This is a genomic window from Pseudomonas sp. 1 (genome assembly GCF_056626735.1).
This window is the reverse complement of the sequence record NZ_JBWXMQ010000007.1, coordinates 21,429-35,217: the sequence shown is the minus strand read 5'-3', so window position 1 is coordinate 35,217 and position 13,789 is coordinate 21,429. Positions and strand designations below refer to the sequence as shown.

Annotated in this window: 15 protein-coding genes; 12 read left to right on the top strand and 3 right to left on the bottom strand. The window is 61.8% G+C overall.

Annotated features, from left to right (window positions below):
* Positions 1–38 precede the first annotated feature (38 nt).
* The 5 genes from AC1MDC_RS12200 (at position 39) to AC1MDC_RS12180 (ending at position 5,340) form a co-directional block, all read left to right on the top strand.
* On the top strand, positions 39–1,250 hold the full coding sequence (locus AC1MDC_RS12200; RefSeq protein ID WP_085697662.1) for an MFS transporter: 1,212 nt from the start codon (positions 39–41) through the stop codon (positions 1,248–1,250).
* Between the two features lie 103 nt (positions 1,251–1,353).
* Positions 1,354–2,280: a DUF72 domain-containing protein gene (locus AC1MDC_RS12195; protein ID WP_480393052.1), complete on the top strand. Its 927-nt coding sequence runs from the start codon at positions 1,354–1,356 to the stop codon at positions 2,278–2,280.
* Positions 2,277–3,074, top strand: a complete 798-nt coding sequence (locus tag AC1MDC_RS12190) for an endonuclease/exonuclease/phosphatase family protein (protein WP_085697664.1) — start codon at positions 2,277–2,279, stop codon at positions 3,072–3,074. Before AC1MDC_RS12195 ends, AC1MDC_RS12190 begins: the two co-directional genes overlap by 4 nt.
* Positions 3,071–4,357, top strand: a complete 1,287-nt coding sequence (clsB, locus tag AC1MDC_RS12185) for a cardiolipin synthase ClsB (RefSeq protein WP_480393051.1) — start codon at positions 3,071–3,073, stop codon at positions 4,355–4,357. Before AC1MDC_RS12190 ends, clsB begins: the two co-directional genes overlap by 4 nt.
* Positions 4,354–5,340 carry a lysylphosphatidylglycerol synthase domain-containing protein gene (locus tag AC1MDC_RS12180; RefSeq protein WP_085697666.1) on the top strand — a complete coding sequence of 329 codons (987 nt, stop codon included), beginning with the start codon at positions 4,354–4,356 and terminating at the stop codon, positions 5,338–5,340. The genes clsB and AC1MDC_RS12180 overlap by 4 nt, the downstream gene beginning before the upstream one ends.
* A gap of 111 nt (positions 5,341–5,451) precedes the next feature.
* On the opposite strand, the gene AC1MDC_RS12175 is transcribed toward AC1MDC_RS12180, so the two are convergent.
* The 3 genes from AC1MDC_RS12175 to AC1MDC_RS12165 form a co-directional block, all read right to left on the bottom strand.
* Complete coding sequence (locus AC1MDC_RS12175) at positions 5,452–6,210, bottom strand: alpha/beta hydrolase family protein (protein ID WP_085705118.1); 759 nt, start codon at positions 6,208–6,210, stop codon at positions 5,452–5,454.
* Positions 6,200–7,306, bottom strand: a complete 1,107-nt coding sequence (locus AC1MDC_RS12170; RefSeq protein WP_480393050.1) for a DUF3182 family protein — start codon at positions 7,304–7,306, stop codon at positions 6,200–6,202. Before AC1MDC_RS12170 ends, AC1MDC_RS12175 begins: the two co-directional genes overlap by 11 nt.
* Positions 7,307–7,483: 177 nt before the next feature.
* Positions 7,484–8,479, bottom strand: coding sequence for a GlxA family transcriptional regulator (locus AC1MDC_RS12165; protein WP_085697668.1), 996 nt, complete (start codon positions 8,477–8,479; stop codon positions 7,484–7,486).
* A 101-nt stretch (positions 8,480–8,580) separates the two neighbouring features.
* On the opposite strand from AC1MDC_RS12165, the gene AC1MDC_RS12160 reads away from it, so the two are divergent.
* The 7 genes from AC1MDC_RS12160 (at position 8,581) to AC1MDC_RS12130 (ending at position 13,758) form a co-directional block, all read left to right on the top strand.
* On the top strand, positions 8,581–9,135 hold the full coding sequence (locus tag AC1MDC_RS12160; protein ID WP_266200606.1) for a cysteine hydrolase family protein: 555 nt from the start codon (positions 8,581–8,583) through the stop codon (positions 9,133–9,135).
* A gap of 155 nt (positions 9,136–9,290) precedes the next feature.
* Positions 9,291–9,959 (top strand): YjfI family protein, encoded by a 669-nt coding sequence (locus tag AC1MDC_RS12155; protein ID WP_007955624.1) that lies wholly within the window; start codon positions 9,291–9,293, stop codon positions 9,957–9,959.
* 17 nt (positions 9,960–9,976) lie between these two features.
* Positions 9,977–10,675: a PspA/IM30 family protein gene (locus AC1MDC_RS12150; protein WP_007955625.1), complete on the top strand. Its 699-nt coding sequence runs from the start codon at positions 9,977–9,979 to the stop codon at positions 10,673–10,675.
* A 123-nt stretch (positions 10,676–10,798) separates the two neighbouring features.
* Positions 10,799–11,449 (top strand): DUF2491 family protein, encoded by a 651-nt coding sequence (locus AC1MDC_RS12145; protein WP_085697670.1) that lies wholly within the window; start codon positions 10,799–10,801, stop codon positions 11,447–11,449.
* Between the two features lie 13 nt (positions 11,450–11,462).
* Positions 11,463–11,888: a DUF350 domain-containing protein gene (locus AC1MDC_RS12140; protein WP_085697671.1), complete on the top strand. Its 426-nt coding sequence runs from the start codon at positions 11,463–11,465 to the stop codon at positions 11,886–11,888.
* Positions 11,889–11,905: 17 nt separating this feature from the next.
* The gene (locus AC1MDC_RS12135; protein WP_108563377.1) at positions 11,906–12,598 is read left to right on the top strand and encodes a DUF1190 domain-containing protein; all 693 of its coding nucleotides are present in this window, start codon (positions 11,906–11,908) and stop codon (positions 12,596–12,598) included.
* 2 nt (positions 12,599–12,600) lie between these two features.
* Positions 12,601–13,758: a glutathionylspermidine synthase family protein gene (locus AC1MDC_RS12130; protein ID WP_480393049.1), complete on the top strand. Its 1,158-nt coding sequence runs from the start codon at positions 12,601–12,603 to the stop codon at positions 13,756–13,758.
* The last annotated feature ends 31 nt before the right edge of the window (positions 13,759–13,789 follow it).

The window sequence follows — 13,789 nt, the reverse complement described above, 5'->3', positions numbered from 1 at the left end:
ACACTGCGCTCCATTCAATCCCCCACCGGAGTGCCGTCATGCCCATTGCCCTGCTCGCGCTGACTCTCAGCGCTTTCGCCATCGGGACGACCGAGTTCGTCATCGTTGGCCTGCTTCCCACCATCGGCGCCGATCTCGGCGTCAGTCTGCCGTCCGCCGGTCTGCTGGTCAGTCTCTACGCTCTGGGCGTAGCCATCGGTGCGCCGGTGCTGACCGCCCTCACCGGCAAGGTCCCGCGCAAACTGTTGCTGCTGTCGCTGATGGTGCTGTTCACCCTCGGCAATCTGCTGGCCTGGCTGGCGCCGAGTTATGAATCGCTGGTGCTGGCGCGGATCGTCACCGGTCTGGCCCACGGCGTGTTCTTCTCCATCGGTTCGACCATCGCCACCAGCCTGGTCCCCAAGGAAAAAGCCGCCAGTGCGATCGCGATCATGTTCACCGGCCTGACCGTGGCGCTGGTCACCGGCGTGCCGCTGGGCACGTTCATCGGTCAGCATTTCGGCTGGCGTGAAACCTTCCTCGCGGTATCGGCACTTGGCGTCATCGCGTTCATTGGCAGCCTGCTGTATGTGCCGAACAACATCGCCCACAGCAAACCCGCATCACTGTTGCAGCAATTGCAGGTGCTCAAGCAACCGCGCCTGTTGCTGGTGTACGCCATGACCGCCATCGGTTACGGCGGCTCGTTCATCGCCTTCACGTTCCTGGCGCCGATCCTTCAGGACATCTCCGGTTTCAGCGCCAGCACCGTCAGCCTGGTGTTGCTGGTGTATGGCGTGTCGGTGGCGGTCGGCAACATCTGGGGCGGCAAACTGGCGGACAAACGCGGGCCGATCAGCGCGCTGAAAATCATCTTTGCCCTGCTCGCCGCCGTGCTGTTCGCGCTCACCTTCACCGCCGGCAATCCCTGGCTGGCGCTGGCCACCGTGCTCGTCTGGGGCGCAGTCGCCTTCGGCAACGTGCCGGGCTTGCAGGTGTATGTGGTGCGTCAGGCTGAACATCACACACCGCACGCAGTGGATGTGGCATCGGGCCTGAACATCGCCGCGTTCAACCTCGGAATTGCCGGCGGTGCGTGGGGTGGCGGCTTGATCGTCGAACACATCGGCCTGATCCATACGGCGTGGATCGGCGGCCTGGTGGTGCTGGTGGCATTGGCTCTGACGGCGTTGAGCGGACGCCTCGATCGCCTGGGCCCGGTGTACGCCGAACCTGCCGAAGGCTCGGCCCGGATCGTCACCGGGCACTGATCCGGCACAGCCCGACCGTCCGTAATCCCGTCGAAACTTTCCCGAACCGCCCACAGTCATCCACAGACAGAGGCCGTATGGGGACTTTCGACGGGAGGGCGGCATGGCAACGATTCATATCGGTATTTCAGGCTGGCGTTACGCCCCGTGGCGCGGGGACTTTTACCCGAAGGGGCTGGCGCAAAAACGCGAATTGCAGTTCGCCTCACGGGCGGTCAACAGCATCGAAATAAACGGATCGTTCTACGCCCTGCAACGGCCCGAACGCTACGCCCAGTGGTACGCCGAAACACCGGATGACTTCGTGTTCAGCATCAAGGCGCCGCGCTTCATCACCCACATTCGCCGCCTGCGCGATATCGAAAAACCCCTGGCCAATTTCTTCGCCTCCGGGGTGCTGGAACTGAAGGAAAAGTTCGGCCCGATCCTCTGGCAATTCCCGCCCAACTTCACGTTCGACCCCGAACGCTTCGAAGCCTTTCTCGACCAGTTGCCCCACGACACCCAGGCGGCCGCCGAGCTCGCCCGCCAGCACGATTCGCACCTGCACGGCCACGCGAGCATGAAGGCTTACAGCAAAAAACCGCTGCGCCATGCCGTGGAAATCCGCAACGACAGTTTCATCGACCCGGACTTCGTGCGTTTGCTCAAACGCTACAACACCGCGCTGGTGATCGCCGACACCGCCGGGAAATGGCCGTACCGCGAAGACCTCACCAGCGATTTCGTCTACCTGCGCCTGCACGGTGCCGAGGAGCTTTACGCCAGCGGTTACACCGACGCCGCGCTGCAACGTTGGGCCGAGCGGATCGACGCCTGGCACCATGGCCGGCAACCGGACGACGCCCATTTGATCGCGCCGCGTCTGAAACCTCGGGCCCGTAAATCCCGTGAGGTTTTCTGCTACTTCGACAACGACATCAAGGTCCGCGCGCCTTTCGATGCCCGCAGCCTGTTGCAGCGTTTCGATCTGGATAAAAACCTCGAAACCATGCCCGGTGAGCCGGCCGCCGAAGGAGTACTCGCATGAGCATTCCCGAGCCGGTCGGCTTCACCGACGAACAGACCACAGTCATCAACACGGTACGCCGTTTCACCGTGCTGACGGTCAACACCCACAAGGGTTTCACCGCACTGAACCGGCGTTTCATCCTGCCGGAATTGCGCGAAGCGGTGCGCAGCGTGTCCGCCGATGTGGTGTTTCTTCAGGAAGTCCACGGCACCCACGAGCATCACCCCAAACGCTACGCAAACTGGCCGACGATGCCGCAGTACGAGTTTCTCGCCGACAGTCTCTGGCCGCAGTTCGCCTACGGGCGCAACGCGGTGTATCCGGACGGCGATCACGGCAATGCCGTGCTGTCGAAATTCCAGATCGTGCGCCATGACAATCTCGACGTTTCGATCAGCGGCCATGAAAACCGGGGGTTGCTGCACTGTGTGCTGCGCCTGCCGGAAGACGACCGTGAAGTGCATGCGATCTGTGTCCATCTGGGCCTGCGCGAAAGCCATCGCAACGATCAGTTGCGCCTGCTGCGAGAGCGCCTGGCCGAGCTGCCTGATGACGCGCCGGTGATCGTCGCCGGCGATTTCAACGACTGGCGCCAGCGCGCCGATGCCTTGCTTGAACCCTGTGGCCTGCGTGAAGTGTTTGCGGCGCATCACGGCAAACCGGCGCGCAGTTTCCCCGCCCGCATGCCGTTGCTGCGCCTGGACAGGATCTATGTGCGCAACCTCAAGGCCAGTCAGCCAAAAGTGCTGGCGAACCGTCCATGGTCACACCTTTCCGACCACGCACCACTATCGGTGGAGATTGAACTATGAGCAGTGCACCGTTGGAGAAATCCGCCGTGGAGCCGGTCAGCATCACCCCGCCCGTACGCGAGCCGGGCACCGTCGATGTCGAGTATCGCTGGCAGGGCAACAACCGCGTCGAGCTGCTGGAAAACGGCGAGGAATTTTTCCCCCGGGTGTTCGAAGCGATGCGCGCGGCGAAAAGCGAAATCCTGCTGGAGACCTTCATCGTCTTCGAAGACAAGGTCGGCAAGGAGTTGCAGGAAATTCTTATCGATGCCGCCCGGCGCGGCGTGCGCACCACCGTCAGCCTCGACGGCTTCGGTTGTGGCGAACTGAGCGCCGGTTATCTGACCGCGTTGAGCGATGCCGGCGTGCATCTGCAGATCTTCGATCCGGCCCCCAAGCATTTGGGGATTCGCACCAACTGGTTCCGGCGGTTGCATCGCAAGATCGTGGTGGTCGACGGGTTGGTCGCGTTCATTGGCGGGATCAATTTTTCCGGCGATCACCTGGCCGATTTCGGCCCCGAAGCGAAGCAGGATTACTCGGTAGAAGTTCAGGGCCCGGCGGTGACCGACATCCATCATTTCGCCCTGCTGCAAAGCGGCCGACCGGGACGCGCAAGGTTTTGGTGGCAACGGCGTCGGCAGCGTCGCGCGGAAATGGCGTTCGATGATCACGACGGCCAGGTGCGTCTTGTGTTCCGCGACAACGACCAGCACAACACCGATATCGAAGACGTCTATTTGCAGGTGCTGCGCCGCGCCCAACGGCGGGTGGTGATCGCCAACGCCTACTTCTTTCCCGGCTATCGCCTGCTGCGCGAGATCCGCAACGCAGCCCGGCGCGGGGTCGAGGTGCGGCTGATTCTGCAGGGACAGCCGGACATGCTGGTGGCCAAACTCGCCGCGCGCATGACCTACGACTACCTGCTCAAGGCCGGTGTGCAGATTCATGAATATTGCGAGCGGCCGCTGCACGGCAAAGTGGCGCTGGTGGATGAAGAATGGAGCACCGTCGGCTCAAGCAATCTCGACCCGTTGAGCCTGTCGCTGAACCTGGAAGCCAACGTGCTGATTCGCGACCGAGCCTTCAATCGTCTGCTGTTCGAACGCCTCGAAGACCTCAGCCACAACCACTGCAAGGCGATGGACGCCTCGAAGTCGCCACGCGGACGAATCTGGCACATGACCGTGGGCTTTCTGGTGTTTCACTTCCTGCGGCATTTCCCGGCCATGGCCGGCTGGCTGCCGGCACACAAGCCACGACTCAAACCCTTTTTCCAGGCCTCCGGGAGGGATCCTTCATGAGCCATTCCGAAGCCCACGCGGCGGTGCATCCGGCACCGGCGGGCAAGTCCCGCTGGAGTCGCTGGAAACGTCCGCTGACCCTGCTGTTTTTTCTTGCGCTGATCGTCCTGCTGACGATGTTCGCCAGCCGTATCGAATGGGCCGAGGTGCTGCAAACCCTCGCCGACTTCAAGGTGCGCACGCTGATCATCGCCTCCAGCCTGACCTTGCTGAGCTTTCTGGTGTACGCCAGTTTCGACCTGATCGGCCGCACCTACATCCGCCAGGACTTGACCTGGAAACAGATCCTGCCGGTGGGCGTCATCAGCTATGCGTTCAACCTCAACTTGAGCGCATGGGTCGGCGGGATTGCCATGCGCTATCGGCTGTATTCGCGGCTCGGGGTGAGCAAAAGCAACATCGCCAAGATCCTCGGCCTGAGCCTGGCGACCAACTGGTTCGGCTACATGACCATCGCCGGCGTGGTGTTTGCCAGCGGGCTGGTACGCATGCCGCCGGGCTGGAAAGTCAGCAGCGGCGCGTTGCAGGGCATTGGTGTGTTGCTGCTGTTGGTGAGCGCCGGTTATCTGATCGCCTGCCAGTTTTCCCGGCGGCGCGAGTGGTCGATTCGCGGGGTGGAAATCAATCTGCCGTCGCTGCGCATGGCGGTTCTGCAATTGCTGCTCGGGGCGCTGAACTGGTCGCTGATGGCAGCGGTGATTTTCACGTTGCTGCCGAGCAAGCTCGACTACCCGTTGGTGCTCGGGGTGCTGCTGATCAGCGCGATTGCCGGGGTCATCACCCACATTCCTGCCGGGCTCGGCGTGCTCGAAGCAGTGTTCGTGGCGCTGCTGCAACACGAGGCTTCGCGCGGCAGTCTGGTGGCCGGGTTGCTGGCCTATCGGGCGATCTATTTCCTGCTGCCGCTGCTGATCACCGTGCTGATGTACCTGGTGGTGGAAGCCAAGGCCAAGGCGTTACGGATCGAGAAGAAGCCGTCCTGATTTTTTTATGGCTGGTGGCCCCTTCGCGAGCAAGCCCGCTCCCACAGGCGCAATGCATTCAAAATGTGGGAGCGCGCTTGCCCGCGAAGGCGTCCGAAGAAACACCACAAATCATGAGGACTGAATAATGCTCAACCGCTCGCCCACCACCATTTCGGTGATCCAGTCGACGAGAATCGAGGTGTAGGCCTGCTGCGAGGTCGGATCGCTCAGGGCGTGGTCGGCGCCGTCGATGATGCGGTGGGTCAGCGAGTGAGTCTGCTGGCACGCGGCGCGATAACTCATGATCGTCGCGTGAGGCACATAGTCGTCGGTTTCCGATTGCACCAGCAGCACATCCCCGGTGAATTGCGAGCAGGCGTGCAAGGCGCGGTTGCTGTCGGCACGCACCAGCGTACCGCGATAATCGCGCAGGTCGGCCTTGTCCAGATCGCGCTTGGGCGTGTGCCATTGTTCGTCTCGGTACAGCGCGGGCACCCGCAGCGCCAGCCAGCGCACCGGCCGCAGCGAGGTAAGGATCGAGGCGAGATAACCGCCGTAGCTGGTGCCAACCACCGCGATGGCCGAGGTGTCCAGCGCCGGATGGGCGAGCAGCCGGTCGTAGGCCGCCATCAAGTCACGCAGGTTGTCTTCGCGGGTGACCCGGCTCAGCGGAATGCCGGTGCCGCCGGTGTGGCCGCGCAAGTCGAACGTCAGGCACACGCAGCCCAGGCCGGCGATGCCTTTGGCCCGTTCCAGATCGCGCTCCTGACTGCCACCCCAGCCGTGCACGAACAACACGCCGGGGACTTTCGATTTGGGACTGAGGAACGTCCCGCTCATCTGTTCATCATCAATGTCGATTTGAATGCTTTCGCTTCTAGCCGTCATAGGATTTGACCGTTACGTATTTGAGGAGAAAGTCGCTGTTCTCGGCCGGGCCGCGATACACCTCGATGGCATCCGCCGGCAGGGCCTGATCGGTATAGGTTTCCACCGACGACACGCGGATCGCGCGCATCGAGGGGTCGTTGACGAAGCTTTGCAGCGCCGCCACTTCCGCGCTGCTGGCACCGCCCATGCGCCAGGACTGTTCGAGCACGCCGCTGCGCGGTCGGCGTTCACTGTCCAGGCCTTGGGCGATGTCGTAATTGCGCCGCGAAGCGTAGAAGCGCGGATAGGCTTCGTCCGCCGCCCGGTCGAACACCTGCGCCTGCCGGATCGCCAGACGCACGTCGTCAGCCAGATCCAGCTTTAGTAAGTCCTCATAGCCACCCTGTACCACCAGCAGGTTCGAGCCGCCGTACACCTCTTCGCCGTGGGCGTCCCTGGTCAAGTATTGATCACCGCAGTAACTCAACACTTTGTCGCCGATGAACGACTGCCCAACGCTGTGGGTGGTTACCTGACTCAAGTCCTGCTCCAGTACCACGCCATCGCGGAACAGTTTTTCAGCGTCAGGTCGGGCGAGAACTTCGTCGAACGCATCCAGGCTCTTGATCACTTCCTGTCCGCGCCCTGCACAGGCGTGAATCGGCTTGAGACGGATCGGCCCGCTGTACAAAAGATGTTCGGCGGCGGGCCGCGCATCTTCCAGCGCAAAGACGCTGAGCCCGTCCAGCACCACGGTGCGCACCCGATCGGAAAACAGCGGCGACCAGCCTTGCGGTGCATGAGCCTGATGGCTGCGCAAACCGTGGCTGATGGCTTTAGTGCAAATAAAATCGTGCTCGACGAAACCGCCCCACAAATCGTCCGGGCTGCTCACGCCCAGTTCGCGAGCCGCCGCGCCGACGAGGGTCTGGGTCGGCAGCAGATAAATATCCCGGCCGCGATGTTTTTCGGCGTCGTAACTGCCGCCAAACTTCAGGCCGAGGATCTGCGCCAGCCATCGCGCGAGGGCCTTGTTGGTCTGCGCTTCATGTTGTGGCGCGCCGGGCCGAATCGAATGGGCGACGACCACTTTCCTGCGGGATGTCGGGGTCATGCGTCCCCCTTCCAACGGCGGTTTGAATGTAGGTCAGAGGGTGCAGAGATCAGGCCAACGGGCGTTCAGTGGAAACATCCCGTTAATCAGCCACTTGGACACCCCGTGCTGGCACCGCGCCTGTTTCAATCTGCACGACTGCTCTGTCGGCTCCGGCATTTTGCACGACAGGCGGGTTTACTTCGCGACGGTCGGCGGCGGGCTGACGCCGAATCGCGTGCGGTATTCACTCGGCGCCAGCCCGGTGATTTTCTTGAACGTCGCGCGAAAAGCTCCCGGGTCCTGATAACCCACCGTCCAGGCAATATGGTCGATGGTGCCATTGGTGAACTCGAGCATTTCCCGAGCCTTGCCGACCCGCAGGTGCTGACAGTATTCGGTGGGTTTAAGACCGGTCGCCGCACGAAACCGCCGCAGGAAAGTGCGCTCCTCCAGGCCTGCGCGTTCGGCCATCGCCGTCAGTGAGACATCGGTCGCGCCATTGCCTTGCAGCCAGTGCTGAACCTTGAGAATCGCGCCGTCGCCGTGATTGAGAATCGGCGCAAAATTGCTTCCGCACTCGCTTGCGCTGTCGCTGTGTTCCACCACCAGAAACCGCGCAGTGCTGCTGGCGATGCTCGGCCCGAGCAAGCGGTCCACCAGCCGCAATCCAAGCTCGGACCAGGCCATCAGCCCCGCCGTGGTAATCAGGTCACCATCGTCGACAATCGGCGTGTCGGCCTTGAGCCTGATGTTGGGGTAACACTCGGCGAAGGCCTTGGCCGACGTCCAGTGCGTGGTCGCGCTGCGACCGTCGAGCAAGCCGCTTTCGGCCAGCAACCACGAGCCGACACAGACCCCACCGAGTGTCGCGCCCCGCGCATGTTGCTCACGTAACCAGGGGATCAGACCGGCCGGCATCTGTGCAGCGGAAAAACCGGCGATGGACGGTGGGATCAGTACCGCCAGCAAACCGTTTTCGGCACCGGGAAGGCTGTCGTAAACGCGCACGGGGGGCTGATCACCGTCGACCTGCCAATGACTGATCCGCAGCAGTGGCAGCTGTGCCGTCTGATGCTCGGCAGCGATCCGGTTGGCCACCCCGAACAGATCGGTCAGGCCATGTACCGCCGCCATTTGCGCGCCGGGATAGATCAGCACGCCGAGCTCCGCGACGATCCTTTCAGCAGCCATTGTCAGTTTTCCCCTGTGTATTGTCGGTGCGGCCAATCCTCGAAAACGTGGCCAGCACCAATACTGAATCCACACCCACCCATAACGTCGAGGACACACCCATGGCCAAGCAAGCGCTCATCGTAGTCGATATCCAGAACGACTACTTCCCCCAAGGCAAGTGGCCGCTGGCCGGCGCCGACGCCGCCGCCGACAACGCCGCCCGGTTGATCGCGGCATTCCGCGAGGCCGGCGATTCGGTGGTGCACATCCGCCACGAATTCACCTCGCCCGAGGCGCCGTTTTTCACACCCGGCTCCGAAGGCGCGAAACTGCATCCGAAAGTGCTCAACCGCGCCGACGAGCCGGTAGTGCTCAAGCATTTCGTCAACTCGTTCCGCGAAACCGAACTGCAATCGATCCTCGACGAACAAGGCATCAAGGAACTGGTGGTGGTCGGTAGCATGAGCCACATGTGCGTCGACGGCATCACCCGTGCGGCGGCAGATCTGGGTTACACCGTCACGGTAATCCACGACGCCTGCGCCACCCGCGACCTGGAATTCAACGGCCTGACCGTGCCTGCCGCCCATGTGCATGCGGCATTCATGTCGGCGCTGGGGTTTGCCTATGCCAGCGTGGTATCCACCGACGAGTTCCTCGCCGCCAGCCGCTGAGCCCTGCGCGGACACACCCGGAAAAACCTGCGCCCGCCTCGTTGCGGGCGCTTTTGTTTGTGTGTCACAAAAATCTCACGCGTGAGCCATTGATGGCATTTTGATTTGGCTGTAGTGTCGCTCACGCGTGAGATGTTCATAACGGAGTCATCGCCATGAAAAGCCGCTCCCCCGCCACCAAGTCAGAGAGCCCAAAGGGAGTGCGCTCGACACCGTCCGCGAAAAAACCGTCGAGCTTCTACATGAAGCAGATGCGCGCGGGCCTGGCTGCCGCCGGTTATGTGAAACACGAAACTTGGGTGCTTCCGGAAAACCGGAGCTTGCTCAAGCAAATGGAGCAACAGCTACGCCAACCGATTCTGGCTGGCTCTTTCATGTCGGAGAATTACATGAGCGCAGGCAATAACTGGAACATCGATAGCCTCTACAACGCTTTCAAGGCGCTGGACGAGGTGGCTTCGCAAGAGATCACGCTGTCTCTGATCCAGAGCTCCGAACCCAGCCTCAAGCTGGAAATGAACGAATTCGGCGGTCTGCCGATTCACATCGCCCTCGCCGGTCAGCAGATCATCGTCGACACCGTGCTGGTGGACATCGATTCGATCACCGACGTGCGCGCTTTCAACGACGCCGTGCTGCGCAGCCGGGAAATGTTCCCGCTGTCGTCGATCGGCATCGAGACCATGCCCAACGGCCAGACCGTCTACAACATGTTTGGTGCACTGAGTGCCGATTCGAGCCTGACCAACGTGGTCACCGAGGTGAAAACCCTGGTCGACAACGTGCAGCGCGCCAGCGAAGCCTTCGAACACTTCTTCAAGTAATCAACAGGGAATATCCAATGACTCAGTCCATCTGGAGCAAGTTGTTCACCGCGCTGCGCGGCGGCGCCAACGAAGTCGGCGAAGCGATCGCCGACCAACAGGCCCTGCGCATCCTCGATCAGGAAATCCGTGACGCCGACAGCGCGCTGTCCAACGCCCGTCGCGAACTGGTCACCATCATGGCCAAGCACAAACTGTCTGCCGACCGCGTGAGCGAGTACGAAGCCAAGATCAAGGACCTGGAAGCCAAGGCCGTTTCCGCCCTGAACGCCGGCCGTGAAGATCTGGCACTGGAAGTGGCCGAAGCCATCTCGACCCTGACCAACGACCTGGGCGTCGAGAAAAAACAGAGCGACGAATTCGGCACCTACGCCGACAACATGCGCAAGGACATCAACAAGGCCGAAGCGCGGATCAAGAGCCTGCGCCAGCAAGTGGACATGGCCAAGGCCCGGGAAAGCGTGCAGAAGGCTCAGGTCAGCGCTTCGATCGCCAGCGGCGGCGCCAACGGCAAACTGGAAACCGCTGTCGGCACCCTTAACCGTCTGCAAGCCAAGCAGCAGCAACGCGCGGCCGAGCTGAGTGCTGCCGACGAACTGGCCGATGCGTCGACCGGCAACGACCTGGATCGCAAGCTGCGCGAAGCCGGCATCACGCCGAACGAAGGCAGCGCCAACGCCATCCTCGAGCGTCTGAAGCAAAAGTCCGCCCAGTAACGGCGGCAAGAAAAAAGAAGGGCACCGGGTGCCCTTCTTTTTTGCCTGCCGGTTTGTCACGACGCCGGTACACTAGCGGCGTTTTGCCAACGAATAACTCCACCCGCTTCAAGGAATGTACCCATGGGATGGTTCAAAGATTTGCTCGGCACCAGCAACTGGCAGTCGGCCGCACCGGCGTCCAGGTCTGCCGGCGGCCCGCTCGGACTGGCGCAGGGCAAGGCGATCCGCTTCGACACGACCCTCGGCCTGTTGCTGGAGGGCAGCACCTCGGTACGGGTTCCCGACGCCCAGGCCATCTGGAGCGCCGGCTGGATCGACCTCGGTCAGTCGAACAAACTGCATCGCTACTACCTGAACGATGAAGAATTCTGGGTACAGGTCCATGTCACCGGTGACGACCAGATCGAGTCGGTGACGCTGTTCAATTACGTCAGCTATGTGACGGTCAACAGTAACGCCGAACTGCAGCGTCTGGCCGGCCCGAACAGCCTGATCGGCCTGCCGACCTATCGCCATGAAGGTGTCGAATACACCCGTGAATGGGGCACCGAACGCGGCCAGACCGAACTGGTGCCGCTCACCGAACAGGTGATCAACCCCGACGAGTCCTACACCATCAACCATCACTCGATGCTCTACGCCCGGGAAACCGGCCTGACCGATCGCCGCGAGCTCTTGCTGTTCTCCGTCGAGCAGGACGAAGAAGGCACGGTCAGCCTGAGCACTTCGCTGGGCATCTCGCTGTACACCACCGACTTGAGCACTATTTAAAAGGAAGTTTTCCATGCTGGAAGCGTTGTCCATTTCCCTGAACAAAGCCGCACTGGTCGGTTTCGTCGCCTACCTGATCGGCGCCGTGCTGCTGTTCATGCTGTTTCAATTCGTCTACACCCGCGTCACGCCGCACAAGGAATTCGAGCTGATCCGTTCCGGCAACGTTGCCGCCGCCATCGCTCTGTCCGGCGCAATCATTGGCTTCGCGATTCCGGCGAGCAACGTGATCGCTCACTCGATCAACGTCCTCGACTTCGTCCTCTGGGCGGTGATCGCGGCGGTGGTGCAATTGCTGGCGTTCCTGGCGACCGGGCTGGTGCTCAAGGGCACGTCCCAGCGTATTGCCAACGGTGAAATCGCCTCGGGCATTTATGTGGCGGCGGTGGCGATCAGCGTCGGTATGCTCAACGCCGCATGCATGACCCCGTCCTACTGATCGGCAGGAAGCCTGAGATGAAACGAAGCAAGTACGTTCAACTGTCGCTGGCCGCTTCGGTGGCCCTGGCGATTTCCGGTGAAGTGGCCGCCCAGGAACAGCAACGCAACTTCCAGAGCGTCGAACAATGCGTCGACGCCGAAGTGGCACCGGATGTCTGCTCGAACGCCTATGTCGCAGCCCTGGCCGAGCACCGCCGTATTTCCCCGGCCTACGACGACAAGGCTGCCTGCGACGCGGACTTTGCCGCTGACTGGTGTCAGAAAAATTCCGCCGGCCGTTTCGTGCCGAAACTCGGCGGCTTCAAGGTGCCGCAGGACGGTGAGCCGGCGCAGAACCTCGATGCGATCGCCAATGCCCAGATGCCCGCCGGCGACGCCGCCGCCGTGCAGAGCAATCAGACCAGCACTTCGCACTCGTCCAGCGGTGCAGGCAACGGCTGGCTTACTGGATGGCTGATCGGTAATGCCATGAGCAACAACCGCGCGAGCGACTCGCGGCCGGTTTACCGTGAGCGCAATACCCGCCAGACCTACGACACCTCGACGCTGAACCGCCGCATCGAATCGGCGCCGAGCCGCAACCAGCGGGACTACGACAGCGATTACCGCAAACCGGTCAACGTCGCTGCGTCCACCTCCCGTGGCGGCTTCGGCAGCCAGTCCAGCGCACGCAGTGGTTGGGGCGGCTGGGGCCGTTCGAGCAGCTGACCATGAAGAAGATCCACTGCGCCGAGCGCCACGACTGGAAGCAGACCGCCGAAAGCCTCGGCTTTCTGTTTCATACCATCGACGACGAGCCGTATTGGGACGAGCGCGCCTATTACCAGTTCACGCTCGCACAGATCGAAAACGATCTGGAGGATCCAACCACCGAGCTGCACGAGATGTGCATGGACCTGGTCGACCGCGTCGTGCACAGCGAAGAACTGCTGGATCGTCTGAGCATTCCGACGCCGTACTACGACATGATCCGAACGTCCTGGCTGGAAGGTCATCCGCATCTGTACGGGCGCATGGACTTCTCCTACAGCGGCAACGGCCCGGCGAAGCTGCTCGAACTCAACTACGACACGCCCACCAGCCTTTATGAGGCGTCGGCGTTCCAGTGGGGCTGGCTGGAGCAATGCATCGAGCGCGGGCTGCTGCCGCGCCATGCCGACCAGTTCAACAGCATCGACACCCGTCTGCACGAAGCCTTTGCCCAACTGAAACTCACGCGGCCGTTTTACTTCGCCTCGATGAAAGACTCGGTGGAAGACAAAGGCACCACGGATTATCTGCGGCTGATCGCAGAGAAAGTCGGCATCGAATCGCGGCATATCGACATCGAAGACATCGGCCTGAGCGCTGACGGTCGTTTCGTGGATCTTGAGGATCGCTGGATCCCGCACCTGTTCAAACTGCACGCCTGGGAATTCATCTTCCACGAGCCGTTCGGCGCGGCGATTGCCGAGTGCGACACCCAGTTCTTTGAACCGGCGTGGAAGTCGATCCTCTCCAACAAGGGCGCCCTGCCCCTGCTATGGGAGTTGCACAAGGGCCATCCGAATCTGCTGGCCGCGCACCTCGACCCGAATCCGGGCAGCGCGGTGCCCAAGGGCTGGGTGCGAAAACCGTACTTCTCTCGGGAAGGCGCCAACATCGAGTTGCAGACCGCCGAAGGTCTGATCGTCAAAGAGGATGGGCCCTACACCGATGCGCCCTTCATCCTGCAGGAATTTGCCCCATTGCCGAAGTTCGACGACAGCTACACGTTGATTGGCTCATGGGTGATCGGCGATCAGGCGGCGGGGATTGGTGTGCGGGAAGACAACAGCCTGATCACCAAGGATTCGAGCCGGTTTCTGCCACATCTGATTCTCGATTGAAAAACCTGCGCGCATGAAAAAGGCCCGTCGC